Source organism: Paracoccus sp. (in: a-proteobacteria) (assembly GCF_046462195.1).
GTDB lineage: Bacteria > Pseudomonadota > Alphaproteobacteria > Rhodobacterales > Rhodobacteraceae > Paracoccus.
Map to the genome: position 1 here is coordinate 1 of NZ_JBKGUN010000242.1, position 25,244 is coordinate 25,244.

Below are 25,244 nucleotides of genomic sequence, written 5' to 3' on the forward strand. Positions count from 1 at the left end.
TCATGTCTGGTAATCCCCCTCGATCGATTGGACCCATAACAAGGGCGCAACCGGTCAGGAAGTTCCCTGCAACTGTTGATGGAATCGAGTAGCCGGGAGGCTGATTATTCGGAAATTCCCCCAACATGCCGAAAAGGTGACGGTTCAAAGGAGCCTGCCGTGGCCCGATGTCGCAGGCAGGAATTGATCCGAGGGCAACCCTTTGGGCTGCCCTCGGGTATTTCGTCCAAGGTCAGCCCCCGGTGGCCTGAAAGACCTGACCGGTCGAATAGCTCGACTCGGCGCTTGCCGCCAGGACATAGAGCGGCGCGATCTCGACCGGCTGTCCGGCGCGGCCGATCGAGGTATCGGCGCCGAACTGGGGCAGTGCGTCCGTCGGCTGCCCGCCGACGACCTGCAGCGGCGTCCAGAAGGGCCCCGGTGCCACGGCGTTCACACGAATGCCGCGCGAACCCAGCTGCTTGGCCAGCGCCTTGGCAAAGATCACGTTGGCGGCCTTTGTCTGGGCATAATCGAACAGGTTCTCGGGCGGCTGTTCGGCCACCACCGAGGCCGTGATGATGATCGTGCTTCCCGCCTCCATATGGGCAAGGGCGGCCTTGGTGATCCAGAAGGGGGCATAGATGTTGGTCTTCATCGTCTGGTCGAAGGTCTCGTCCGAGATGTCCTCGATCGAGGGTGCCGACTGCTGGAAACCTGCGTTGTTGACCAGGATGTCCAGCCCGCCCAGTTCGCTGACCGCCCGTTCCACCAGTTCGCGGCAAAAGGCCGGGTCGGTGATGTCGCCGGGGATCGCGACGGCCTTGCGTCCCGCTTCTTGGATCAGCGCGACAACCGCCTGCGCGTCCTCTTCCTCGGCTGGCAGATAGTTGATGGCCACATCCGCACCCTCCCGGGCATAGGCGATGGCTGCGGCGCGTCCGATGCCGCTGTCACCGCCTGTGATCAGCGCACGGCGTCCCGGCAGGCGATTGGATCCCTGATAGCTTTCCTCGCCATGGTCGGGGGGCGGGTTCATCTTGGACGCAAGGCCGGGCCATTCCTGCTGCTGCGCCTCGAAGGGCGGCTGGGGATAGGCATCCTGCGGGTCGCGCATTTCGGTCAAGGGCGCCACTGCGGCCTCACCCGCTGCCTGGGACTGTGCCTGGGCGGCGCCGGCAAAGCCCACCGCGGCGACACCGCCGGCCATGCTGCCCAGAACCTTGCGCCTTTGGGGGTTGTGCGGGTTTTCGTCAATCATGAGGGTTCTTTCCATGTGCTGGCCGGTAACCGGCCCGTGTGCTGCCGGACAGATCGCAATGATCCGACGTCGAGGTTCCTTTACGCGGGCCGGCGCGCTTTGGTTCCTGCCGCATTGCTGCAATGCGGTGGGAACATCGCTTCCTTTCGGGTGTTTTAGGCGCCGATGACATGGCGACACCGGAACGGAGGCCCGACATGATTTCACCCGAACGACATGCCGCACTGGATGCGGTTTCGGCAGCGGGGCTGATGATCGCGCCCTCGCTTGCAGGCTGCCGGCCAGGGCTGGTCCGCGGATTGTTTGCCGCAGGCCTTGCCGTGGCGGGTTACAGCCTTTTGACCCGTTATCAACCGGATCAGCGGCGTCCCTTGTCGCTGGACGTTCACAGGGCGATCGACATGGCGCAGGGCGCAGGTTTCATCGCAGCCTCGCGCAAGGTCGAGGCAGAACCCGGGGTCCGGCAGGCCATGGCGGCCTATGGTCTTTTTTCCATCGCGGCCGCCGCTCTGACCCCTTCGCGGGAACATCATGTCGGGCAGCAGATCCCGGTGCCGCGCCGGGTGACAACGGGCCATCGGGTTGGCAGGGTGGTCGAGGTCGCGCCCGATGTGGCCTATCTGCCCCTGGGGATCGTGAACGTCGTGTTCCTGGGCCGGGCCGGTGCCGGAAATCGCGGCTGGGTTCTGGTCGATGCGGGACTGAAGGGAACAGCCGGCCTTATCGCCAAGGCAGCCGCCCAACGTTTCGGCAAGGGGGCTCGCCCCGCGGCCATTGTGATGACACACGGGCATTTCGACCATGTCGGGGCGCTCGAAACGCTGGCCCGGCAATGGGACGTCCCTGTCTTTGCCCATGCCTTGGAGCGTCCTTTCCTGGACGGCAGCCATAGCTATCCAGCTCCGGATCCTTGGGTAGGGGGAATGATGGCCCGGCTTTCGCCGCTTTACCCCCGGTCGCCCGTGGATGTGGCGGAAAGGCTCTCGACCTTGCCGCAGGATGGCTCGGTCCCTTTCCTGGATGAATGGCAATGGGTGCATACGCCGGGCCATTCGCCCGGCCATGTGTCCTTGTGGCGTCCGCGCGACAGGGTGCTGGTGTCGGGTGATGCCGTGGTGACGACCCGCCAGGAATCCGCCTATGCCGCGCTGTTTCACCCGCCCGAGGTTCATGGCCCCCCGGCCTATTTCACACCCGACTGGACCGCCGCTGCCGCATCGGTGCGTCATCTGGCCCAGCTGGAGCCCGAATTGCTGGTGTCCCATCACGGTGCCGCCCTCAGCGGGCCGCAGATGCGGCACGCGCTGCACAGGCTGGCCGAGCATTTCGAGGAAATCGCGACCCCCGGCGGCGGGACCTGAACCGATCCGGCCCCTGCCGGCGGACTGGCGTCTTGTGCCTGTCATGCAAGCCATGCACAGTCGGATCACGATCAAGCCGGAGAGTCCCCGTGAAACATCTGCTGCTGGCCGTTGCAACCGGCCTTGTCTGCGCCACCCCCTTAGCGGCACAGAACCGCATCGACCTGATCCGCCCGGATGCACCGGAGCTGGCGGCCTTCGGTCCCCACCCGGTCGGGGTCCGTGCCGGCAGCTTTACCGACCCGGGCCGCATCGACGTGATCGCAGCCTCTTCGGTCGCCGATGCGCCCACGCGGGACCGTGTTCTGGAGGCCGAAATCTGGTATCCTGCCGCGGAGGGCACAGAACCGGGCGGCACCTATCAGACGATCCTGCGCGATGGAGTCACGCCCACGGAACTGACTGGCCGGGCCGCCCGCGATGCCGCCCCGGCCGAGGGACAGTTTCCGCTGGTCATCCTGTCGCACGGTTACCCGGGCAACCGTTATCTGATGAGCCACCTTGCCGAGAACCTCGCCTCCAAGGGCTATGTCGTCGTTGCGGCGGATCATCCCGACAGCACCTATGACGATCAGGGAGCCTTTGCCTCGACCTTGGTCAACCGGGCTGTGGACCAGCGCTTCCTGCTGGACAGCATGGCAGGGCTGGAGGACGAGGTTGGCGCCATCATCGATACCGACCAGGCGGCTGTCATCGGCTATTCGATGGGCGGCTATGGCGCGATGATCTTTGGCGGCGCCGGTTTGTCGCAGACCGCGCTGCAGCGGACCGAACCTGAACGTTTCGTGCCGCCCGCCGGTCTTCTGGGTCGCCTCGGTGCCGGCAGCGACCAGCATGCCGAACTGGTCGATCCGCGTGTGAAGGCGGTGATCGCCATCGCGCCCTGGGGGCGCCAGCACGATTTCTGGGATGCCGAAGGTTTGGGCGCGTTTGAAAAACCGTTGATGCTGATCAGCGGCAGCGCCGATGACGTGTCGGTTTATGAGGCGATCCGGCAGATCTTTCAGCAGACAACCGGCACGACGCGGCACCTGCTGACCTTTGATCATGCCAACCACAATGCCGCCGCGCCCATGCCCGCCCCCGCCGAAGCATGGAACTATTCCGAAACCCTGGGCCGTGCTCCCTTTGATCATTATGCCGATCCGGTCTGGGACACGGTGCGCATGAACAACATCGCCCAGCATTTCGCGACCGCGTTTTTGGACCTGCACCTGAAAGGGGACAAGGCCAAGGGCGAATACCTGGACATGGTCCCCAATCCCGATGACGGTGTCTGGTCCGTCAACGACGCGGGCGAGCCCGCAGCCGATCACAGTTACTGGGCAGGCTTTCCCAATCGTACGGCCAAGGGGCTGCGGTTCGAAACCCTAGGCACCGGCGAATAGAACAGGCCGGTCCGGCGGCGTTCATGCCGCCGGGCCGTTTCTCATCCCAGGTGATGGACGTCCTGCAGCCCATGCACGGGGGTCTCGATCTCCTCGGCCCGTGCCTTCAATTGCAGCGCCAGGTACAGCGAATAATGCCGTGACTGGTGCAGGTTTCCGCCATGGAACCACAAGCCTTCCTGCTGGGTCGGCTTCCACATGTTGCGCTGCTCGCCCTCCCATGGACCCGGGTCCTTGGTGGTATCCGAGCCGAGGCCCCAGCACTTGCCGACCTTGTCCGCCACGTCCTGCCCGATCAGATCGGCCGCCCAGCCGTTCATCGAACCATAGCCTGTCGCATAGACGATCAGGTCGGCGGGCAGTTCCTCGCCATTGTCCAGCCGCACACCGTTTTCCGTGATCTCCTCGACCTGACCGTGGGCCAGCTTGATGTGGCCGTCGATGATCAGCTGGCTGGCACCCACGTCGATGTAATATCCCGAGCCGCGGCGCAGGTACTTCATGAACAGGCCTGATCCATCGTCACCGAAGTCCAGCTGGAAGCCCGCCTTTTCCAGACCCTCGTAGAACGCCTTGTCACGTTCCTTCATCTGGTCATACAGCGGGATCTGCCACTGGTGCATGATCCGGTAGGGCAGCGAGGCAAAGATCAGGTCGGCCTTTTCCGTCGTCACGCCATTGGCCACAGCCTGCTCGGAATAGAGCGCACCCAGACCGATTTCCATCAGGCTGTCGGACTTGACGATATGGGTCGAGGACCGCTGCACCATCGTCACGTCGGCATCATGTTCCCACAATGCCGCCGCGATGTCATGGGCCGAGTTGTTCGAGCCGATGATGACGACCTTCCTGCTCGCATAGGCATCGGGACCCGGATGCGCCGAGGAATGGTGCTGATCGCCCTTGAAATGGTCCATGCCCGGAAAGTCCGGCATCCGCGGCTTGCCCGACATGCCGGTGGCCAGCACCAGTTCCTTGGGGTGCAGCACGACCTCCTGTCCGGCTCGATCGACCACAACAGTCCATTCCTTGCGCCCGGCGTCATAGCTGGCACGCATGCAGCTGCTGCGTGTCCAGTAGTTCAGCTCCATGATGCGGGTGTACATTTCCAGCCAGTCGCCGATCTTGTCCTTGGGGGCGAAGACCGGCCAGTTCTCGGGAAATTTCAGATAAGGCAGGTGGTCGTACCAGACCGGGTCATGCAGGCACAGCGACTTGTAGCGCTTGCGCCAGCTGTCGCCGGGACGATCGTTTTTCTCGATGATGATCGTGGGAACGCCCAACTGGCGCAACCGCGCGCCCAAGGCGATCCCGCCCTGGCCGCCACCGATGATGACGGTGTGCGGCTGGCGGTCATAGCCCAGTTCACGTGCCTCGGCCTCGCGCTCCTCGCGCCAGCTGGCGCGGTTCTTGCCGGCCCCGTGCCTAGCCCCCAGGGGGCGGGCAAAGCCCTTGGCTTCTTCATGGCCTTTCAGTTCCTGCAGGGCCGACAGCAGCGTCCAGATCCGGCCATCGCGCAGCCGCACCAGTCCATAGCCACGCCCCACCTCGGTCTCGAACCGGAACCAAGCCGTGATGATGCCATCCTCCTCGTCCGGGATCTCAGTTTCGTCCAGGTGCCAGCCCGAAGGCCGAACATGGCCCAATTGCGCGCGCAGCATCTCGGCCACCTGGTCCTGTCCCTCCATGGTCCGAATGTTCCAGGTAAAGCTGACAAGGTCGCGCCAATAACAGTCGGTGACAAACAGCGCGGTGGCGCGTTCGATGTCGCCCGCCTCCAGCGCAGCCCCCAACTGGTCCAGAACCGCCTGTGCGCGGTCCGTCACGGTCGAATCCAGCATATCGTCCTCCCTTTATGATGTCCTTTCCCAAAGGCTGCGGGCAGGGCAGGCGCCGATACAGGAAAAAGCGATGCCGCAGCGCAGAGATTCGATGCTGCGGCGCAGGGGCGTTGCGCCCGCAACGCCACGCAACAAGGGGTGCATCAGGCGGGCGGGACCAGCCCCTCGACCCGCATCCGGCGCAGCACGGTCGAGCGGTTCACCCCCAGCCTGCGCGCCGCCTGCGCCATGTTCCAGCCACAGGCCTCCAGCACGGCACGCAGATCCTCGGACGGTTCGGCCGCGCCGGCCGGGGTCAGAAGCGCGGGCGGCAGGTCATCCGCGTCGATGACCTGCCCTTCGGCCAGAAGCGTCGCTGTTTCCAGCGTGGCGGCCAGTTCGCGCAGGTTCCCCGGCCACAAGCGGGATTTCAGCGCAGCCCGCGCACTTGCCGACAAGCGCAATCCATCAACGGCGGCTGCGCGCAGCATGCGGTCCAGCAGCCAGTCCAGATCCTGGCGCAAACGGAGGGGGGGCAGTGGCAGGCCCGTTCCCGCAATGCGAAAGAACAGATCCGCGCGGAACGCCCTGGCCCTGACATGGGCGGCCAGATCGCATCGCGTGGTGGCGATGACCCGCAGCTTGCTGCCGGCCAGCCGCCGCAGCAGCACGGCCTGCCCATCGGGTGTCAGGTCCTCGACGCCCTTGAGGAACAATGTGCCCTTGTCAGCCTCGTCCCAGTTCAAGGCATCGCTGTCCTGTCCGGCGCAATCCAGCACCCGAAAGGGCGCAGGCTCGGGCAGGCACATGTGGATTGCACGGGCCAGGCGTTCCTTGCCGGTGCCGGTTTCGCCGGTGATCAGCAACGGGATGCTGCTGCAGGCCAGACGCGCCGCCTGCGCCAGCAGGGCCTGCATGACCGGATCGGAACCGGCCAGGCTGGACAGGCCCCCCGGCAGCAGGGGCTGGCCCCGCGGCGGGCGAGCGCTTTGCGGCGCAATGGCATGGCCAAACAGCGCGCGTCCGTCCTGCAGGCGGATCACCCTGTCCTCGGTCGGGCGGCCGCGCATCAGGTCGGGCAGGTCGTCCAGGGATAATTCCGCCACCTGATCCAGGCGTCGGCCCAGAAGAGGCATGTCCGGCGACAGCGCCGTTTGCGCGGCATGGGTCATGCCGATGATCCGGCCCCCGGCATCCAGGGCGATCGCGGCTTCGGGATCGACCTCCAGGAACTCGGGGCTGGCGGACAGGCGCAGCACCCATTCGCGCCGGCTCATGCCCATCAGATTCGCCATCTCGACACGGCGGGCCGAGGTGCGCACCAGGTTCATCGCCAGGTTCTGGCTTGCCTTGGGCTGCGGCGACCGCAGCAGCGACAGGTCCAGAACGGCCGCAAGCTGTCCTGATGTGTCAAAGATCGGCGCGGCGGTGCAGGAAAGGGGCGTGTGATGCAGGTCGAAGTGATCGGACTGGTGGATCGTGACGGCCTCGCCCGTGACGATGCAGGCGCCGACGCCGCAGGTGCCCGCCAGATGTTCCGACCAGTCCGACCCGAGGTAAAGACCCGCGCGCCGCAGATCATCCTCGAAGCGCGTGTCGCCGAAAAAATCCACCGTCACGCCCTGCGCGTCCGCCAGCAGCAGGACATAGTGCTGCCCCGCCACCTGCCGGAACAGCGCCCCCAGACCTGATCGCGCAATGGCGATCAGGCGCTCGGACTGTTCGCGGTGGCTGCGCAACTGCGCCTCGGTCACGATATGGGCGGGCGAGGGGCGCGCAGGGTCCAGGCCGTAATGCTCGACGCAGCGCCGCCAACTGGCCGAAACCACGCTGTCGCGGCCTGTCGCCTGCCCACGCAGCACGCGGTCGATCTCGGCCACATGATCGTTGTCGCGCATGTGCTTCCCCCTCGGGAACCATAACGTCCCCGGTTCCCGATGAAGCCATGCCGGACAGGCGCTTGTCCATACGACCGAAGGACTGCCTGCCGCTGCCGTGGGCGGGCGCCAGGGAAACTCCGCCCTCGAGGTTGGAACCCGGTGCGGATTTCGGTATGCGGCGGGATACCGTACCCAGGGCAAGGAAAGCATATGCTGGCATTCATCGGACTCGTCACCATCGTTCTTGTTGTCGGCTTCCTGCTTCTGGGCAAGATGTCCCCCATCGTGGCGCTGACGCTGGTGCCCATCGCCGGCGCCCTGTTGGCGGGCTTTGGTCCCGAAGCGCTCGGCGGATTCTTCAACGACGGTCTGGCGCGGGTCATGCAGGTGGCCACGATGTTCGTCTTTGCCATCACCTTCTTTGGCGTGCTGCAGGACACGGGCCTGTTCCGCCCGATCATCAACGGGCTGATCCGGCTGACGCGCGGGCATGTGGTCGCCGTTACTGCGGGAACGGCACTGGTCGGTGTTCTGGCCCATCTGGACGGGGCGGGCGCCACGACCTTTCTGCTGACCGTTCCGGCCCTGCTGCCGCTCTATCTGCGCTTGGGGATGAGCCGCTATCTGATGCTGATGATGCTGGCGATCGGTGCGGGCATCGCCAACATGCTGCCTTGGGCCGGACCCTTGGGCCGCGCCGCTGCCGTGACGGGCGTCGATGTGACCGCCCTGTGGCACCCGCTGATTCCCGTCCAGCTTGGAGGCGTGGCGATGCTGCTGGTCCTGGCCGCAGGCTTGGGCCTGCGCGAACAGCGCCGCATCCGCGCCGCCGGCGGCCCCGCCCCCGTGGCCGGGCCTGATGTCGGTGGTGTCGCTGCCACCGCCGAGGAGGCCGAACTGGAGCGTCGCCGCCTGCTTCCCGTCAACGGCCTGCTTTTCCTGATGGTCATCGCGGCCTTGGTCAGCGGCATCCTGCCGCCCGCGCTGATCTTCATGATCGGCTTGTCGGTCGTGCTGTTGATCAACTATCCCCAGGTCGAGGTGCAGATGCAGCGCATCCGCGCCCATGCCCCTTCCGCCCTCCTGATGGGCGCGATCATCCTGGCGGCAGGAACGTTCCTGGGCGTCATGGACGGCACCGGGATGCTGCGCGCCATGGCCGCCGCAATGGTGGCGGTCCTGCCCGAAGCCGCCATCGGCAGTCTGCACCTGATCGTCGGCGCCTTGGGCATGCCGCTGGAACTGGTGCTCAGCACTGACGCCTTCTACTTCGGGATGCTGCCCATTGTGCTGGAAGTGGTCCAGCCCGCCGGCGTGCCGTCCGACCAGATCGTCCATGCCATGGTGATCGGCAACATCATCGGCACCTTTGCCAGCCCCTTCTCACCTGCGCTGTGGCTGGCCCTCGGGTTGGCCAAGGCCGATATCGGAACGCATATCCGCTATTCCTTTGTCTGGATGTGGGGCTTTTCGCTGGCCGTCTTTGGAATGGCCATGGCCTTCGGCCTGTTCTGATGCGCGGACCAAACGTCGCACGGGCTTACGCCCGCCGCCAGATTGTCTAGATAGGATCTGCAGGGACCGAGCCTTGCGCACTGGCCTTTCGGGGCAACGTGCTGCAAGGCGGTTCTTGCGACGTTCGCAACCTTGCCAAGCCTTGTCCTGCGACGATAGCCTTGGCGCATCCGCGTGACGTCCGGCCGTCGCGTCTGCACAGCAGGGCCGGCCTTGCCGAACTCCCATGCCCGCGCCTGGTGCGGGTCCGTCCTGCCGAGGCCTTGACATGTTCGATACCGCCGATGCCATCCTGCTGGCCCGCATCCAGTTCGCCTTCACGGTCAGCTTCCACTTCCTGTTTCCGGCATTCACCATCGGCCTGGCCAGTTTCCTGGCCGTGCTGAACGGGTTGTGGCTGTGGACCAAGGACAGCAAGTACCTCGATCTGTTCCGTTATTGGGTCAAGATCTTTGCCCTGGCCTTTGCCATGGGCGTCGTGTCGGGCATTGTCATGTCCTACCAGTTCGGCACCAACTGGTCGGTGTTTTCCGACAAGGCGGGCCCTGTCATCGGTGCGCCCATGGCCTATGAGGTTCTGTCGGCCTTCTTCCTGGAGGCGGGCTTCCTGGGGATCATGCTCTTTGGTCGTGAGCGCGTGGGCCCGGGGCTGCACATGGCCGCCTGCATGGCCGTGGCGGTGGGAACCGCCATCTCGGCCTTCTGGATCCTGTCAGTGAACAGCTGGATGCACACGCCCGCAGGCTTCGAGATCGACACGCAAACCGGCCAGTTCCTGCCCACGAACTTCTGGGAGGTGATCTTCAACCCTTCCTTCCCTTATCGCCTGATGCATACGGTCACGGCCGCCTATCTGACCACGGCCTTCATTGTCGGCGGCGTTGCGGCACTGCACCTGCTGCGGCACCGGCACCGCCGGGACAAGGTCAGCCCGGCCACGCGCACGATGTTCTCGATGGCGATGTGGATGGCCACCATCTTTGCCCCTGTACAGATCTTTCTGGGCGACCTGCACGGCATCAACACGCTGGAACACCAGCCTGCCAAGGTCATGGCGATGGAAGGGCATTTCGAAAGCCATTCCGAAGGCGCGCCGCTTTACCTGTTCGGCCTGCCCAACCAGGAGGAACAGCGGATGGACTATGCCGTGGGCATCCCCAAGCTCAGCTCGCTGATCCTCAAGCATGACCTGAACGCGCCGCTGGACGGTCTCGACACCATCCCGCGCGAGGATCAGCCGCCGGTCGCCATCGTCTTCTGGTCGTTCCGCATCATGGTCGCCCTCGGTTTCGCCATGCTGGGCATCGGGGCGTGGTCGCTCTGGGCGCGGCTGCGCGGGCGGCTGGATGACAGCCCCATGCTGCACCGGGCCGCCGTGCTGATGGCGCCTTCAGGGTTGATCGCGGTTCTGGCCGGATGGATCACAACCGAGGTGGGCCGCCAGCCCTTCACCGTTTATGGCTTTCTTCGCACGGCCGACAGCGCCGCGCCTCTGGATGCGGCGGCAGTGGGTGCGTCGCTCATGGCCTTCATCGTCGTTTACTTCGCGGTCTTCGGGGCGGGCACCTATTACATCCTGCGCCTGATGAGCCGCGGCCCCGCCAGCGCCGAGCCCCGCTTCAAGGACGTGACCGACAGCCCGATCCGGACGGCAGGTGTCACGCCTGCCCAGCAACATCTGAACGCTCACGGGCGTCCGGCCCAACCGGGAGAGTGACCCATGCCCCTCACAGAAGGCATATCCTTTGACCTGACGATTATCTGGGCCTTCGTGATCGCATTCGCGGTTCTGGTCTATGTGGTGCTGGACGGATTCGACCTCGGTCTCGGCATGCTGTTCGCCGCCGAGGCCAAGGGCGAGGATCGGGACGTGATGATGAACACGGTCGCGCCCGTCTGGGACGGGAACGAGACTTGGCTGGTTCTGGGTGGGGGCGGCCTTTTCGCGGCCTTTCCCCTGGCCTATTCGCTGATCCTGCCGGCGTTGTATGCGCCCATCATCGCCATGCTGCTGGCGCTGATCTTTCGCGGGGTCGCGTTCGAGTTCCGTTGGCGGACGACGCGCTGGCGCAAGGTGTGGGACCTGGCCTTCATCGGGGGATCGGCGCTGGCGGCGCTGGCGCAGGGAATCGCCCTGGGTGGGCTGCTGCAGGGGATCGACATCGACAAGGCGGCCCGCAGCTATGCCGGCGGTTGGTGGGATTGGCTGACGCCTTTCTCGCTGATGGTCGGGCTGGCGGTCATGGTGGGCTACATGCTGCTGGGCGCAACCTGGCTGGTGATGAAGACCGGCGGTCCCCTTCAGGCACGGATGCGGCGCCGGGCATGGTTCCTGGGGCTGATGACTGTGGCCTTCATCGGCATCGTCAGCCTGTGGACACCCTTTCTTCAGGACGGATACTACAGCCGCTGGTTCGGGGGCTGGAACATCATCCTGGCCGCGGGCGTGGGGGCGGCCGTGCTGGCGCTGGCCTTTGGCATGTTCCGCACGCTGATGGTGCGCCACCACGATTACTGGCCCTTCATCTTTGCCCTGGGGATGTTCATCCTGGCCTTTGCGGGGCTGGGCTTCTCGATGTTCCCCTACATCGTCCCGGTCGAGGTCACCATCTGGGAGGCCGCGGCGCCGCGCAACAGCCAGATCTTCATGCTGGTCGGCGCATCGGTGCTGATCCCGACCATTCTGGCCTATACCGCCTATTCCTACTGGGTCTTTCGCGGCAAGGTCGATCCGAACGACGGGTACCACTGATGCGTCGGGGCTTGCGCCGGCTGGCTTGGTTCGTGGCCATCTGGCTGGCCAGCGTCGCCGTGATCGGAACGGTGGCCTGGCTGATCCGGCTGTGGATCGTCTGATGGGTGCTTGACCGGCGGTCCGTGCTGGGTCATGCAGAAGGCGATGGTTTCCGGATCGGCCAGGCCGAACCGGGTGAAAAAGGGAACGCGGTGAGGTGTAGCCATCAGGCGCCAAATCCGCGACTGCCCCCGCAACTGTAGGCGGTAGCCGACCCCATTTGCCACTGGCGCACCTTGCGCCGGGAAGGCGGGAAAGGCCGCGATCCGCAAGTCAGGAGACCTGCCATCACCAACCAGTGGAACCGGGCGGGGTGCCCCGGAAGGATGCGTGATGACCAGATTTCCGACCGGGCCGGTTCTGCCTGCCCCCTTGTCCTGCGGTATGACCGGATCAACGGGCCGCGCGTCCCGCGCCGCGCCGGAGGCCGTCTGGCCCGTCAGGGTGCCGGCGGTTTCGCCACGGGTTCTGCCGCAATGACCTTGGCGGCAACCAGCGTTCCCGCCGCCCGTCACGTGGCCACGGGACCGGCTGCGGCGCTGGCCGTGCTGATGCTGGCGGCGCTTGCGGGGATCTGCATCGGGGAAACGGCCATTTCTCCGCGCATCACCCTGCAGGTCTTGGCAAACGGATTATGGGGAGCGGGTCATCCTGTTGACCCGATCGACGCGGGCATCATCTGGTCCTATCGCCTGCCGCGCATGCTGGTGGCGGGGTCCTGCGGGGCAGGGCTGGCGATCTGCGGTCTGATCCTGCAAACGCTGTTGCGCAACGCGCTGGCGGACCCTTGGCTTCTGGGCATCTCGGCCGGGGCCTCGACGGGCGCGGTTCTGGTGGCCGTCGCGGGCGTCGGCGCGGGAATGCTGCCGATGTCGGCAGGGGCGCTGATCGGGGCGCTGCTGGCCTTTGGTCTGGTTGCGGCGTTGGCGCGGCTTTCGGGCGGCGGATCGGGTGCACAAGGCACGGGGCAGATCGTGCTGGCCGGGGTTGCGGGATCACAGCTGTTCAGTGCGCTGACGGCCTTTGTCATCACCAAGTCGGCCAGCGCCGAACAGGCGCGCGGGCTGATGTTCTGGCTGTTGGGAAACCTGTCCGGGGTGCGCTGGGACGATGTGAGGCTGGCGCTGCCGGCGGTGCTGGTCGCGCTGGGGGTGGCACTGTGGCAGGCGCGGATGCTGGACGCCTTTGCCTTTGGCGCCGAATCGGCGGCGGCCTTGGGGGTGCCGGTCAGGCGGGTGCAGGCCGGGCTGATCCTGGTGGCGGCACTGGCGGCAGCGGTGATGGTATCCATCACCGGAGCCATCGGCTTTGTCGGCCTCGTGGTACCCCATGCCGCGCGGTTTATCGTCGGGCCCCGTCATGGGCGGCTGGTACCCGCCTCGGCGCTGATCGGGGCGGTGTTCCTGATCGGGGCCGACATCCTGGCGCGGGTGATCATCCCCGGACAGGTCCTGCCCATCGGAGTGGTGACCGCGCTGATCGGCGCCCCGGCCTTTGCCCTGTTGCTGATTCGCCGTGGTGCCGTGCGATGAGGCTGGAGGCCGAGGGTCTGAGCCTGCGACGCGGTCGCGCCCGGCTGGTTCAGGACGTCACGCTGACAGTGGCTCCGAACGAGGTTCTGGGCCTTGTGGGCCCGAACGGCGCGGGCAAGTCCAGCCTGCTTCGGCTGCTGACGGGGCTGGCGCGTCCGACCACCGGGCAGGTGCGTCTGGACGGTCAGCCCTTGTCGCGGCTTGGTCCGCGCGCAATCGCGCAACGGCTGGCCTTTGTCGCGCAGGCGGCCGACACGACCGAACGCTTGAGCGTGCGCGACGCGGTGGAACTGGGCCGCACGCCGTGGCTGACGGCCCTGCGTCCCTGGTCCGAGGCCGATGATCGTCATGTGGCCCGCGCCTTGGCCCGCGTGGGCCTTGGCGGGTTCGAGAATCGCGACTGGTCGTCCCTGTCGGGGGGAGAGCGCCAGCGCGTCCATATTGCCCGGGCCTTGGCGCAGGACCCGCGCGTCCTTTTGCTGGACGAGCCGACGAACCATCTGGACATCCGCCACCAGCTGTCGATCCTGTCCCTGCTGCGCCAGTTGCAGCTGACCACCGTCGTGGCGCTGCATGACCTGAACCAGGCCATGGGCTGTGACCGGGTCGCGGTGATGCAGGGCGGGCATCTGGTGGCGCTTGGTCCCCCTGCGCAGGTATTGACGCCCGATCTGCTGGCACGCGTCTTTGGCGTGCGCGCGCATGAGCTGACCGACCCGGTGGACGGCACGCGCGTCCTGCGGTTTCAGCCCTGATCGCAGCGCGCGGCCGACCAGAGGCGCAGCGGGCCCTGATCCTCGGGCAGGCGGTGGCACTGGTCGCCGGCGCAGAGCCGCCATCCCGCCCCGGTCGTGCCCGAGGCCGCAAGGATCATCTGCCGCTGCGGGGGCACGTGCGGGACATAATGCCATGCTCCATCGCGCAAGGCGGCATCGGGCGGCGGCTCCATTCCCGCGCCTGTGCCCGTGATGCGCGCCTCGACCGGCGCCAGTCCTGCTTCGGTGACGCGCCAACGCTCCCACCATGCGGTGCGGGCGACGGAATGGGTCCAGTCCAGCGTGAACTGGGACGTGGCCAGCGACATGAGCACCGCCCCCGCCGCCACGCAGAGCATCAGGCGAGGGCCCTTGTCCGTCCGGCCCGCATCCAGTGGACGACCAGGAACAGCGCGGTCAGGACAAAACCCGCTTCATCCGTCCAGGGCATTGCCAGGATCAGCGAAACACCGGCCGCGAAGGCCAGAAGACGTTCCACCATCGTGGTGCGGTCCCACAGATAGCCGACCACCGCAATGCCCCACATGGCCACGCCCATCACCGTCTTCAGCAGGATATAGGCGACCTCGACCGGATAACCGTAGGCTTCCGCCAGCGGGCCGCCATCCTGCAGCATCAGGGACGGGGTATAAACGGCCATGAACGGGATGATGAACCCCGCCGCCGCCAGCCGGATCGCCTGCATCGAGATCTTCAGCCCCGGGGCCTTGGCAATGGGTCCCGCCGCAAAGCAGGCCAAGGCCACGGGCGGCGTCAGGTCGGCCATGATCCCGAAGTAGAAGACGAACATGTGGCTGACCAGCAGCGGCACGCCCAGTTCCAGCAGGGCAGGTCCGGCCAGTGAAGAGGTGATGATATAGTTCGGGATCGTGGGGATCCCCATGCCCAACACAAGACAGGTCAGCATGGTCAGGACCAGTGACAGGAACAGGTTGTCCTCCCCGATGGCAATGATCGCGCCGATGAAGGTGGAGGCGATGCCGGTCAGGGTCAGCGTGCCGATGACGATGCCCACGATGGCACAGGCCATGCCCACGGGCAGGGCGTTCCGCGCGCCTTGGGCCAGCGCGTCGCGGACGATGCCGATAGTGGGCCGTGTTCCCTGAAAGACCGCGCAGGCCAGCACCAGCCCTGCAATCACGATGGCCAGCAAGTTCACGCCATAGCGGATAAAGGCCGCCGAGGCGAGGCCGAGGGCAATCCAGAAGACCAGACGGAAAGCATAAGGACCGATCATCGCGGCCAGGGGCGCGCCCAGGATCAGCACCGTCACCAGCGCCAGCCCCATCGTGCCGGCAAAGATCGGGGTGTAGCCCGCGAACAGCAGATAAACCAGCGCCGCCAGCGGCAGGACCAGCGGCCACTGGTCGCGCACCGCGTGCCACGGGTTCGGCAGGCTGGACTTGGGCAGGCCCTTCAGATCGTCCCGTCCGGCCTGCAGCCAGACCATCCAGAAGACCACCCCGAAATACAGCAAGGCAGGAATGATCGCAGCCTTGACGACCGAGGCATAGGGAACATTCAGGGTTTCAGCCATGATGAAGGCCACGGCCCCCATGACCGGCGGCATGATCTGCCCGCCCATCGACGCCGTCGCCTCGACACCCCCGGCAAAGGCGGCCTTGAAACCCGATTTCTTCATCATCGGGATGGTGAACTGGCCCGAAGCCACGACATTGGCCACGCCCGATCCCGAGATCGTACCCATCAGCGCCGAGGACAGCACCGCCACCTGCGCCGGACCGCCGCGCAATCCGCCCACCATGCCAAGCGCGAAGTCGTTGAACAGGTTCAGCATTCCCGCCCGTTCGAGGAAAGCTGCAAAGACCACGAAGATGAAGATATAGGCGGAACTGACATAGATCGGGCTGCCATAGATGCCCTCGGTCCCGAAGGCGAAATGCTCGACGATCTGTTCGAAACCGTATCCCCGATGGATGAAGGGCGGCGGCAGGTGCTGGCCCAGAAAGCAATAGGCCAGAAAGATTCCCGCGATGACCGCCAAGGGCCAGCCCATCAGGCGGCGCGCGCCTTCGAAGACCAGGAGGATCAGGACGGTGCCCATCGCCAGGTCCGTCTGCGTCAGAAAGCCGGTGCGGCGGATCAGGTCGTTGTATTCGACCCATTGGTAAAGGCCGGTCATAAAGCCCAGGATGCCCAAGGCCCAGAAGAACATCTGTCCTCCCCGCGATTTCGCGAGCAGGTTGCCGACCAGGCCAAAGCCCAGAAGCAGCAGAAAGCCCACATGCATGGCGCGGACGACCTGGCTGGGCAGCGTGCCATAGGCGGCGGCCCACAACTGGAACAGCGAAAACACCACGGCCAGCCAGAAGGCCACGCGGCCCATCACGCCCTCGCCAAAGCCGGGGGGCAGGCCCTCGCTGACCTCGGCCTCGACATTGGGATCAAGGCGGGACGGCCCGCCGACGGGGGGGGATGCGGACATGCGGGATCTCCTGGACAGGAACAGGGCCCGCGGAGGTGCCGCGGGCCAGGGCGCTTACTGGATCAGTCCGGCCTCGCGGTAATAGCGTTCGGCGCCGGGATGCAGCGGGATCGACAGCCCTTCGAGGGCCGTTTCCGGGGTGATGCCCTCGGCCGCGCCATGAGCGCTGCGCATGCGATCGAGGTTTTCGAACAACAGCCTGGTCATCTGGTAGGCCATTTCCTCGCTGACGCCTTCATGCGTGATCAGCATGTTGCCGACCGCTGCCGTGGGCACGTCCTGATCCTGTCCGCTATAGGTTCCGGCCGGAATCACGGCGGGCACGAAGGGCTGGCCGATGCTGGCCACGACCTCTTCGGGAATCGCCACGATGCTGATCTCGTGCGTGGCCGACAGGTCCTGGATAAAGGCCACCCCCAGACCCGAGGACTGCAGCGTCGCCTCCAACTGGCGGTTCTTGATCAGTTCGGCCGATTCGGCGAAAGGCAGGAATTCGACCTTGGCCAGGTCGTCATAGCTCATTCCGGCCGCCTCGAAGATGGCGCGGGCGTTGAGTTCGGTCCCCGAGGCGGGGGCGCCGACCGAAAGGGTCTTGCCGCGCAGATCCTCCAGCGTGGTGGCCCCGGCCGAAGCGTCGGCCACGATCTGGATATAGTTCGGATAGATCGCGGCAATGGCGCGCAACTCGGTCAGGGCGCGCGGAAAGCCTGCCTCCTCGTTGCCTTCCCATGCCATCTGAACCGAATCGCCCAAGGCAAAGGCAATCTCGCCCCGGCCCTGTGCCAGCAGGTTCAGGTTCTCGACCGAGGCCTTGGTGGCCTGGACCTGGGTCCGCGCGCCTTCGATCCCGCTGGCATAGATTTCCGACAGGGCCACGCCCATCGGGTAATACACCCCCGATGTGCCGCCCGTCAGCACGTTGATGAAGTCCTGCGCCTGTGCCTGCGGGGCCGGGATCAGCAGGGCGCCCAGGGCGGCGGCCGGAATGGCGGCGGCGATACGATGGAACATGTGGTCTCCTCCCATGATGTCCGAAGGGCAGAGTAGCAACTTTGCCCGGAGAAAGAAGCACCTGCGTGGCTGCCGGAAAATTGTCCCCGGAACGGCGCGTCAGCCCAGATAGGCACGCAGGCCGGGCGGGGGATTGTCCAGAAGCGGACCTGTGGGCCGTGGGGCGTGAACCCGACCGTCTTCGACCAGAACCGTTTGCGGCGCAAAGGCCCGGGCATCGGCAGGGTCATGGGTCACCATCAGCACGGTGGCCCGTGTTTCGTCGGCGATGCGGGCCAGCAGGGTCAGCATCTCGGCCTTGAGCGCGGGGCCAAGGGCGGCGAAGGGCTCGTCCAGCAACAGCAGCGGCCGCGCGCGCAGCAGGACGCGCGCCAGCGCCACGCGGCTTTGCTGCCCCCCGGACAACGCGGCAGGGCGGCGCTCTGCCGTACCCGCAAGCCCGACCTGATCCAGAACCTGTGCCACATGCGCCTGCTGAGGCGGCGTCAGGCGCAGATCGGGGCGCAGACCCATTCCCACATTCTGTCTCACCGTCAGGTGCGGGAAAAGGTTGTGGTTCTGGAACAGGGTGGAAATCGGCCTGTCGCCGGGTGCAAGTGTCGTCAGGTCCCGACCGTCCCACCGGACCTGCCCCTGATCGGGCGCCACAAATCCGCCAAGAATGCCAAACAGGGTCGACTTGCCCGAACCCGAGGGGCCGATGACCGCGAAACGCTCACCCTTTGGCAGGGCCAGATCGGCGGACAGGAGAAAGCTGCCCTGCCGGAGGCGGATGTCACACAGCTCAAGCATCAAGGCGGCCTCCCCTGTCGAACAGCCAGAACAGCGCAAAGCTGAGAGCCATCAGCAGAACAGCCGTGGCGGCCGCATCGGCCATGCGATAGCTGTTCATCAGCTGATACAGCTTCAGCGGCAAGGTCGGCTGATCACTGGCGAACAGCGTGATCACACCCAGATCCCCCATCGCCAGCGCCGCAGCCAGACCCCCGGCAAAGCCAAGCGGGCGGGACAGGCGCGGCAGTGTCAGATAACGCAGTCTTGCCCAGCCTCGAAGGTCCAGCGAAGCCGCCAGCTGTCCGTAATCCTTCTGCAAGGCCTGCGCGGCCGGGATCAACGCCCGCAGCCCGAAAGGAAGGGCCATGGCGGCATTGATGGCCACGGTGACGGGAAGCGCCATCTGCTGGGGCGTGGCAACCCCTCGCAACAGGATGAACAATCCCGTTCCCAGAACCAGCGGCGATGCGATCAGGGGCAGCATCCCGGCCGCCTCGACCCAGCGGCCGCTGCCGCGCGCGATGGCAAGGGCCAGTGCCAGACAGGCGCTCATGGCCAGAAGAGCCGAGGTGACGGCCATGACTAGGGACCGCCATGCGGCATCCCACACCTCGGCCGGCAGAAAAGCCAGCCGGGGCAGGCCCGTGGCCGTGACGGCGGCCAAGGGCCACAACAGGAAACCGGCGGCCAGCGCGATGACCAGGACATCACCCATGCGCCGCCACCCCTTCGGTGCGGGCGGCCCTTGTTTTGCATCCATTCCCGCCCCGAAACCCGCGGGGGCGGCGATCCAGCGCGCCACCAGCAGTGCCCCGATGCAAAGGCCGATCTGGACAAGGCCGAGCGTTGCCGCGCGCCCAAGGTTGAAATCAAAGCGGAAGGCCTGATAGATCGCCAGTTCGACCGTGGTGGCGCGGGGTCCGCCCCCCAAGGCCAGCGCCACGGTGAACGATGTCAGGCAGACCAGGAACACCGCGAGCCAGACGCCGGGCAGGGCGGCCCGCAGCATCGGCCGCTCCAGGTGCCGGGCAATGTCGCGCGGCGCAAAGCCAAGCGAGGCAGCCAGACGAAAGCGCTCGGCCGGGATCGCCTGCCAGCCTTGCAAGATCAGCCGGACCGACAAGGGCAGGTTGAAGAACACATGCGCAAGGATCACGCCCTGCCAGCCATAGATGCTGATCTCGGGCAGGCCCAGGACGCGGAGGCCCTCGTTCAGGGCACCGTTGCGGCCAAAGACCGCGATCAGGCCCATGATCGCCACGATCACCGGCAGGATGAAGGGTGCGCCCAGCAGCGTGACCAGCAGCCCGCGCCCCCGGAACCGTTGCCGCGCCAGTGCCCGCGCCACTGGCACCGCCAAGACGGCCGACAGGGTCGCCGACAGCGTGGCCTGCCACAGCGTGAACCACAGCGCGCGGATGTCCCATTCGCTCAGCGCCGACAGCCCGCCGGCCACCCAGGCCACGGCCGCCAGCGTTCCCCCGATCAGCGCCGCAAGGGCCGCCGCGATGGCGTGGCCAGGGCTCAGCGGAAGGCCCGCTGCCATTCGTCCAGGGCGGGCTGGCGCAGGGCCTCGGCCTCGTCCTCGGAATAGAACAGCGTCGTTTCGGGGCGGGGCAGGTCGCGCATGACCTGCGGCCAGTCCTCTTGCGGCAGTTTCGCGGGCAGGGACCAGTTGGCCAGCGGGATGACGGCCTGGAATTCGGGCGTCAGGATCCAACCCATGAAGGTCTGCGCCAGCTCGGGCTGGTCGGTCGAGGCGACCTGGGCCGCCAGTTCGGTCATGAAGTAATGGCCTTCGGGAAAGATGGCGGCCTTCTTGGTCCGGTCCTCCTCGGCCGCGATGTGATACGCGGGCGAAGTCGCATAGGACAGCACCATATCGGCCTCGCCGCTGGTGAACATGCCATAGCTTTCCGACCAACCGCGCGTCACCGTCAGCACCTTGGGCGCCAGTTTGGCCCAGGCATCCGGGGCCTCGTCGCCGTAAACCTTCTTGACCCACAACAGCAGCGCCAGCCCCGAGATCGAGCTGCGCGGGTCCTGGATCACGATCTTGAGGTCATCCGGCGCGTCCAGCAGTTCGGCAAAGCTGGCGGGCGGGTTGTCCAGCCGCGTTTCGTCGTAAACGAAGGCGGTCTCCCCCCAGTTGTAGGGCAGGAAGATGTCATCGGTCCATTCGACGGGCAGGGATATGTCGGACGTGTCCTGCCCATGCGGCGCGAAGAGGTTCGAGGCGCGGGCGCGGGCCGTGACGTCGGTATTCAGGCCAAAGACGACATCGGCCTGGGTTCCCGCTCCCTCCATCAGCAGGCGGGGCAGGATGTCGCCGGTGACGAACTGCAGTTCGCAGTCGCAGAAGGCCTCGAAGCCTTCCTTGATCTTGGGGCCGGGGCCCCATTCGCTGGCAATGTAATCCTCGGCATAGACGGTCAGGACACGGTCCTGCGCCAAGGCGGGGCTGGCCAGCAGCAGGGCGGGAATCAGGGCGATTTTCAAGGCAGGTTCCTTTCATTCAGGGTTCGAAAGAAAGGACGTGCCGCACCTTCCCTCCGCCGGGGATGAGCCGGATCAGGTTCAACGGGTCCGCAAAAGCGTCTCAGCCGGTCAGGCACCCCGAGGTGGGGCCGAATGTAGTGGTTTCGCGGCTGCGCGCAAGCCGCTAGAAGACCGCCATGACAAAGGACATGACCGATCAGCCGACACCGATGATGGCGCAGTACCTGGCGATACGGGATGCCAATCCCGGCGCGCTGCTGTTCTATCGCATGGGTGACTTCTACGAGATGTTCTTCGACGATGCCGTGCAGGCGGCCAGTGCTCTGGACATCGCGCTGACGAAACGCGGCACGCATCAGGGACAGCCGATCCCCATGTGCGGCGTCCCGGTCCATGCCGCCGAATCCTATCTGCTGACGCTGATCCGCAAGGGGTTTCGCGTGGCCATTGCCGAGCAGATGGAGGACCCGGCCGAGGCCAGGAAGCGCGGCTCGAAATCCGTGGTGGCGCGCGACGTGGTGCGGCTGGTCACCCCCGGCACGCTGACCGAGGAGTCGCTGCTGGAGGCGCGGCGGCATAATTACCTGGCGGCCTTTGCGCAGGTCCGGGACGAAGGGGCGCTGGCTTGGGTCGATATCTCGACCGGGGCGTTCCAGGTGATGGATTGCCCGCTGCCGCGGCTGGCGCCCGAACTGGCGCGGCTGGCTCCGCGCGAGGTTCTGGCGGCCGGGTCCGGGCTGGACGAACTGGTGGCGGATGCGGGAGCCGCGCTGACCGATCTGCATCCCGGCGCCTTTGACAGCGGCGCGGGTGCGCGCCGGTTGTGCGCCCTTTACGGGGTCGAGACGCTGGACGGCTTTGGCAGCTTTGCCCGTGCCGAACTGGCCGCCATGGGCGCCATTGTCGAGTATCTGGACCTGACGCAAAAGGGCAAGCTGCCCCTGCTGCGTCCGCCTGTGCGCGAGCGTGCGGGCGGCGCGATGCAGATCGATGCCGCCACCCGGCGCAATCTGGACCTGACGCAGGCGCTGTCGGGCGGGCGCGAAGGTTCGCTGCTGGCCGCAATCGACCGGACGGTGACAGCGCCGGGTGCCCGACTGCTGGAACGCCGCATCAGCGCGCCGAGCCGTGATCTGGCGCTGATCGAGGACCGTCACGATGCGGTGGCGGCGCTGGCCGATGATCCGCGCCTGTTGGCCGATCTGCGCACGGCGCTGTCGCGTGTGCCCGACATGGACCGCGCCCTGTCGCGCCTGGCGCTGGAACGGGGCGGGCCGCGTGATCTGGCCGCGATCCGGGCCGGGCTGACGCAGGGCGCCGCCATCGCTGCGCGCCTGCCTGCGGACGCTCCGCAGGTGCTGCGCCACGCTGCGGCGGATCTGGTGGGCCATGACGCGCTGATCGATCTTCTGGACGATGCGCTTGTGGCCGAACCTCCGCTGCTGGCGCGCGACGGGGGCTTCGTGGCCGAGGGACATGACGAGGATTTGGACCAGACCCGCCGCTTGCGCGACGAAGGGCGCGGCGTCGTCGCCGGGATGCAGGCGGATTACGCGGCCCTCGCCGGGGTCGACAGCCTCAAGATCAAGCACAACAACGTGCTGGGCTATTTCATCGAAACAACGGCCACCCATGCCGAGCGCATGATGGCCCCGCCGCTGAACCAGACCTTCATCCATCGCCAGACCACCGCCAACCAGATCCGCTTCACCACCGTCGAGCTGTCCGAGCTGGAGACCCGCATCCTCAACGCCCGCGACCGCGCGCTAGAAATCGAGCGGGGCGTCTTCGACCGCCTCTGCGGCGCGGTGCTGCAAGCGGCCGGGCCTATCGGACAGGCCGCGCGTGCCTTGGCCGAGATCGATCTGACGGCCGCCTTTGCGGACATCGCCTCGGGCGAAGGCTGGGTCAGGCCGCGCTTGGACGACAGTCGCGCCTTCGTGATCGAGGGTGGCCGGCATCCGGTCGTGGAACGGGCGCTGAAGCGCAAGGCAGAGAGCTTCGTGGCCAACGACTGCGACCTGACAGGTGGCGGGACGCCCGCCATCTGGCTGCTGACCGGCCCGAACATGGCGGGCAAGTCGACCTTTCTGCGGCAGAACGCGCTGATCGCGGTGCTGGCGCAGGCGGGGGCCTTTGTTCCCGCGCGCTCCGCGCATATTGGGCTGGTCAGCCAGTTGTTCAGCCGGGTGGGCGCCGCGGACGACTTGGCGCGGGGGCGTTCGACCTTCATGGTCGAGATGGTCGAAACCGCCGCCATCCTGAACCAGGCCGATGACCGCGCGCTGGTGATCCTGGACGAGATCGGACGCGGCACCGCGACATGGGACGGCCTCAGTATCGCTTGGGCGGTGATGGAGCATCTGCATGCCGCCAACCGCTGCCGGGCCCTGTTCGCGACGCATTATCATGAAATGACCGCCCTTTCGGCCAAGCTGGACGGGGTGGAGAACGCGACCGTCGCCGTGCGCGAGTGGGAGGGGGAGGTCATCTTTCTGCACGAGGTCCGCAAGGGTGCCGCCGATCGCAGCTATGGTGTGCAGGTCGCGCGTCTGGCCGGATTGCCTGCCAGTGTGGTGGAACGGGCCCGGACGGTGCTGGACGCGCTGGAGTCGGCGGAACGGCAGGGAGGGACGCGCCCGGCCGCGCTGATCGACGACCTGCCGCTGTTCCGCACGGTCCCGCCCGCGCCCGCGCCTTTGCCCAAGGGCTCGGCGCTGGACGCGCGGCTGCGGGCGGTGCATCCCGACAGCCTGTCCCCGCGCGAGGCGCTGGAGCTGATCTATGAACTCAAGGCCCTGACGCAGGAGACCGCTTCGTGAGCTACAACACCTTCGGCCGCATGTTCCGCTTTACCACTTGGGGCGAAAGCCACGGCCCGGCGCTAGGCGCGACCGTCGATGGCGTCCCCCCCGGCGTGCCCTTGTCCGAGGACTTCATCCAGCGCTTTCTGGATCGCCGCCGCCCCGGCACCAGCAAGCATACGACGCAGCGGCGCGAGCTCGACCAAGTGCGAATCCTGTCAGGCGTGTTCAAAGGCGTGACGACCGGCACGGCGATCCAGCTGATGATCGAGAACACGGACCAGCGGTCCAAGGATTACGGCGATATCGCCACCAGCTTTCGTCCCGGACACGCCGACATCACCTATCACCTGAAATACGGTGTGCGGGATTATCGGGGGGGCGGCCGTTCCAGCGCCCGTGAAACGGCGGCGCGGGTGGCGGCCGGCGCGGTCGCGCAGGCGGTGCTGGCGGCGATCCTGCCTGATGTGCGGATCATCGGCTACATGGTGCAGATGGGGGCGCTGCATCTGGACCGATCGCGCTTTGACGCGACGGCCATCAACGACAACCCGTTCTTCCTGCCCGATGCCGCGGCGGTCGCGGCGTGGTCCGACTACCTGGACGGCATCCGCAAGGACCAGAACAGCGTCGGTGCCGCCATCGAGGTTCTGGTTCAGGGTTGCCCGCCGGGCCTTGGCGCGCCGATCTATGCCAAGCTGGACACGGATCTGGCCGCCGCGATGATGTCGATCAACGCCGTCAAGGCGGTCGAGATCGGCGAGGGCATGGCCGCCGCCGGCCTGATGGGCACCGACAACGCGGACGAGATCCGCATGGGGCCGGATGGCCCCGCGTTCCTGTCGAACCATGCTGGCGGCATCCTGGGCGGCATCTCGACGGGACAGGACATCACGGTGCGCTTTTCCATCAAGCCGACCAGTTCGATCACCACCCCCCGTCGGTCGATCAACGCCCATGGCGAGGAGATCGAGGTCATCACAAAAGGCCGCCACGATCCCTGCGTGGGGATCCGTGCCGTTCCCGTGGCCGAAGCGATGGCGGCCTGCGTCATTCTGGACCACCTGCTGATGGACCGCGCGCAGACCGGCGGACAGCGCGGGATGATCGGCTAGCACGTATCGCGCACTTTGAGGTTCAGTGTTTCCAGACGGCGCCTGACATGGTCTCTTCTGCCAAGGCAGACGGGGATTTCAGAGGGGCCAGCCACATCCAGCGAAGCGTCGTCGGGTTATCTGGCCACGAGGACGGAGGTCACGGACACCGTCGGGCGGCTCGGCCCTTTCGGGTGACGCCGAAAAGTTGTCAATGACTTGGTGAAGCTGCGAGGCGCGGCCGGATGTTTGACACCGAGGCCACAAGGCGATGGCGGCGGTCACGCCCACCCGCTTGCCGTGACCGCCG

Annotated in this window: 19 protein-coding genes and 2 riboswitches; of the genes, 10 read left to right on the plus strand and 9 right to left on the minus strand. The window is 66.4% G+C overall.

From position 1 onward, the window contains the following. Positions 1-232: 232 nt before the first annotated feature. Positions 233-1,240, minus strand: a complete 1,008-nt coding sequence (locus tag ACLHHB_RS15250) for an SDR family oxidoreductase (protein ID WP_410219134.1) — start codon at positions 1,238-1,240, stop codon at positions 233-235. 197 nt (positions 1,241-1,437) lie between these two features. Between ACLHHB_RS15250 and ACLHHB_RS15255 the strand changes: the two genes are divergently transcribed. Together ACLHHB_RS15255 and ACLHHB_RS15260 are read left to right on the plus strand one after the other, a co-directional pair. Then, complete coding sequence (locus tag ACLHHB_RS15255; protein ID WP_410219135.1) at positions 1,438-2,601, plus strand: MBL fold metallo-hydrolase; 1,164 nt, start codon at positions 1,438-1,440, stop codon at positions 2,599-2,601. Positions 2,602-2,690: 89 nt separating this feature from the next. Next, a complete protein-coding gene (locus ACLHHB_RS15260; protein WP_410219136.1) occupies positions 2,691-3,989 on the plus strand; it encodes an alpha/beta hydrolase family protein in 1,299 nt (432 codons plus the stop codon). Positions 3,990-4,030: 41 nt separating this feature from the next. On the opposite strand, the gene ACLHHB_RS15265 is transcribed toward ACLHHB_RS15260, so the two are convergent. Further along, positions 4,031-5,830 (minus strand): NAD(P)-binding domain-containing protein, encoded by a 1,800-nt coding sequence (locus tag ACLHHB_RS15265; protein WP_410219137.1) that lies wholly within the window; start codon positions 5,828-5,830, stop codon positions 4,031-4,033. Between the two features lie 143 nt (positions 5,831-5,973). Beyond that, on the minus strand, positions 5,974-7,707 hold the full coding sequence (locus tag ACLHHB_RS15270) for a sigma-54-dependent Fis family transcriptional regulator (protein ID WP_410219138.1): 1,734 nt from the start codon (positions 7,705-7,707) through the stop codon (positions 5,974-5,976). Between the two features lie 192 nt (positions 7,708-7,899). Between ACLHHB_RS15270 and ACLHHB_RS15275 the strand changes: the two genes are divergently transcribed. From ACLHHB_RS15275 to ACLHHB_RS15300, 6 genes are all read left to right on the plus strand, one after another. Then, on the plus strand, positions 7,900-9,204 hold the full coding sequence (locus ACLHHB_RS15275; RefSeq protein WP_410219139.1) for a CitMHS family transporter: 1,305 nt from the start codon (positions 7,900-7,902) through the stop codon (positions 9,202-9,204). A gap of 268 nt (positions 9,205-9,472) precedes the next feature. Beyond that, entirely contained in the window at positions 9,473-10,921 is a 1,449-nt protein-coding gene (locus ACLHHB_RS15280; RefSeq protein WP_410219140.1) for a cytochrome ubiquinol oxidase subunit I, read from the plus strand. Between the two features lie 3 nt (positions 10,922-10,924). Further along, positions 10,925-11,956, plus strand: coding sequence for a cytochrome d ubiquinol oxidase subunit II (cydB, locus tag ACLHHB_RS15285; RefSeq protein WP_410219141.1), 1,032 nt, complete (start codon positions 10,925-10,927; stop codon positions 11,954-11,956). Further along, complete coding sequence (locus ACLHHB_RS15290; protein WP_410219142.1) at positions 11,956-12,060, plus strand: DUF2474 family protein; 105 nt, start codon at positions 11,956-11,958, stop codon at positions 12,058-12,060. The genes cydB and ACLHHB_RS15290 overlap by 1 nt, the downstream gene beginning before the upstream one ends. Before the next feature lie 27 nt (positions 12,061-12,087). Then, a riboswitch (cobalamin riboswitch) is annotated at positions 12,088-12,303 on the plus strand. Between the two features lie 171 nt (positions 12,304-12,474). Then, complete coding sequence (locus ACLHHB_RS15295; protein ID WP_410219152.1) at positions 12,475-13,530, plus strand: FecCD family ABC transporter permease; 1,056 nt, start codon at positions 12,475-12,477, stop codon at positions 13,528-13,530. Continuing rightward, complete coding sequence (locus ACLHHB_RS15300; RefSeq protein WP_410219143.1) at positions 13,527-14,285, plus strand: ABC transporter ATP-binding protein; 759 nt, start codon at positions 13,527-13,529, stop codon at positions 14,283-14,285. The genes ACLHHB_RS15295 and ACLHHB_RS15300 overlap by 4 nt, the downstream gene beginning before the upstream one ends. Here the strand turns inward: ACLHHB_RS15300 and ACLHHB_RS15305 are convergent. The 6 genes from ACLHHB_RS15305 to ACLHHB_RS15330 form a co-directional block, all read right to left on the minus strand. Next, the gene (locus ACLHHB_RS15305) at positions 14,276-14,644 is read right to left on the minus strand and encodes a DUF1850 domain-containing protein (RefSeq protein WP_410219144.1); all 369 of its coding nucleotides are present in this window, start codon (positions 14,642-14,644) and stop codon (positions 14,276-14,278) included. The two genes, ACLHHB_RS15300 and ACLHHB_RS15305, sit on opposite strands and share 10 nt — an antisense overlap. After that, complete coding sequence (locus ACLHHB_RS15310; RefSeq protein WP_410219145.1) at positions 14,644-16,752, minus strand: TRAP transporter permease; 2,109 nt, start codon at positions 16,750-16,752, stop codon at positions 14,644-14,646. Before ACLHHB_RS15310 ends, ACLHHB_RS15305 begins: the two co-directional genes overlap by 1 nt. Positions 16,753-16,806: 54 nt before the next feature. Next, positions 16,807-17,763 (minus strand): TAXI family TRAP transporter solute-binding subunit, encoded by a 957-nt coding sequence (locus ACLHHB_RS15315; protein ID WP_410219146.1) that lies wholly within the window; start codon positions 17,761-17,763, stop codon positions 16,807-16,809. A gap of 99 nt (positions 17,764-17,862) precedes the next feature. Then, positions 17,863-18,555 carry a thiamine ABC transporter ATP-binding protein gene (gene thiQ / locus ACLHHB_RS15320; protein ID WP_410219147.1) on the minus strand — a complete coding sequence of 231 codons (693 nt, stop codon included), beginning with the start codon at positions 18,553-18,555 and terminating at the stop codon, positions 17,863-17,865. Continuing rightward, entirely contained in the window at positions 18,548-20,083 is a 1,536-nt protein-coding gene (locus ACLHHB_RS15325) for a thiamine/thiamine pyrophosphate ABC transporter permease ThiP (protein ID WP_410219148.1), read from the minus strand. Before ACLHHB_RS15325 ends, thiQ begins: the two co-directional genes overlap by 8 nt. Further along, positions 20,062-21,036 (minus strand): thiamine ABC transporter substrate binding subunit, encoded by a 975-nt coding sequence (locus ACLHHB_RS15330; RefSeq protein WP_410219149.1) that lies wholly within the window; start codon positions 21,034-21,036, stop codon positions 20,062-20,064. Before ACLHHB_RS15330 ends, ACLHHB_RS15325 begins: the two co-directional genes overlap by 22 nt. A gap of 31 nt (positions 21,037-21,067) precedes the next feature. Then, a riboswitch (TPP riboswitch) is annotated at positions 21,068-21,166 on the minus strand. 58 nt (positions 21,167-21,224) lie between these two features. Between ACLHHB_RS15330 and mutS the strand changes: the two genes are divergently transcribed. Continuing rightward, complete coding sequence (gene mutS / locus ACLHHB_RS15335; protein WP_410219150.1) at positions 21,225-23,858, plus strand: DNA mismatch repair protein MutS; 2,634 nt, start codon at positions 21,225-21,227, stop codon at positions 23,856-23,858. Continuing rightward, positions 23,855-24,955 carry a chorismate synthase gene (gene aroC / locus ACLHHB_RS15340; protein WP_410219151.1) on the plus strand — a complete coding sequence of 367 codons (1,101 nt, stop codon included), beginning with the start codon at positions 23,855-23,857 and terminating at the stop codon, positions 24,953-24,955. The genes mutS and aroC overlap by 4 nt, the downstream gene beginning before the upstream one ends. Positions 24,956-25,244 lie beyond the last annotated feature (289 nt).

Coding starts and splice junctions, on each gene's coding strand:
- ACLHHB_RS15275 (WP_410219139.1), top strand. CDS start 7,900: ATGCTGGCATTCATCGGACTCGTCACCATCGTTCTTGTTGTCGGCTTC.
- ACLHHB_RS15280 (WP_410219140.1), top strand. CDS start 9,473: ATGTTCGATACCGCCGATGCCATCCTGCTGGCCCGCATCCAGTTCGCC.
- ACLHHB_RS15305 (WP_410219144.1), bottom strand. CDS start 14,644: ATGCTCTGCGTGGCGGCGGGGGCGGTGCTCATGTCGCTGGCCACGTCC.
- ACLHHB_RS15270 (WP_410219138.1), bottom strand. CDS start 7,707: ATGCGCGACAACGATCATGTGGCCGAGATCGACCGCGTGCTGCGTGGG.
- thiQ (WP_410219147.1), bottom strand. CDS start 18,555: ATGCTTGAGCTGTGTGACATCCGCCTCCGGCAGGGCAGCTTTCTCCTG.
- ACLHHB_RS15255 (WP_410219135.1), top strand. CDS start 1,438: ATGATTTCACCCGAACGACATGCCGCACTGGATGCGGTTTCGGCAGCG.
- ACLHHB_RS15250 (WP_410219134.1), bottom strand. CDS start 1,240: ATGATTGACGAAAACCCGCACAACCCCCAAAGGCGCAAGGTTCTGGGC.
- ACLHHB_RS15265 (WP_410219137.1), bottom strand. CDS start 5,830: ATGCTGGATTCGACCGTGACGGACCGCGCACAGGCGGTTCTGGACCAG.
- ACLHHB_RS15290 (WP_410219142.1), top strand. CDS start 11,956: ATGCGTCGGGGCTTGCGCCGGCTGGCTTGGTTCGTGGCCATCTGGCTG.
- ACLHHB_RS15295 (WP_410219152.1), top strand. CDS start 12,475: ATGACCTTGGCGGCAACCAGCGTTCCCGCCGCCCGTCACGTGGCCACG.
- mutS (WP_410219150.1), top strand. CDS start 21,225: ATGACCGATCAGCCGACACCGATGATGGCGCAGTACCTGGCGATACGG.
- ACLHHB_RS15310 (WP_410219145.1), bottom strand. CDS start 16,752: ATGTCCGCATCCCCCCCCGTCGGCGGGCCGTCCCGCCTTGATCCCAAT.
- ACLHHB_RS15300 (WP_410219143.1), top strand. CDS start 13,527: ATGAGGCTGGAGGCCGAGGGTCTGAGCCTGCGACGCGGTCGCGCCCGG.
- ACLHHB_RS15325 (WP_410219148.1), bottom strand. CDS start 20,083: ATGGCAGCGGGCCTTCCGCTGAGCCCTGGCCACGCCATCGCGGCGGCC.
- cydB (WP_410219141.1), top strand. CDS start 10,925: ATGCCCCTCACAGAAGGCATATCCTTTGACCTGACGATTATCTGGGCC.
- ACLHHB_RS15315 (WP_410219146.1), bottom strand. CDS start 17,763: ATGTTCCATCGTATCGCCGCCGCCATTCCGGCCGCCGCCCTGGGCGCC.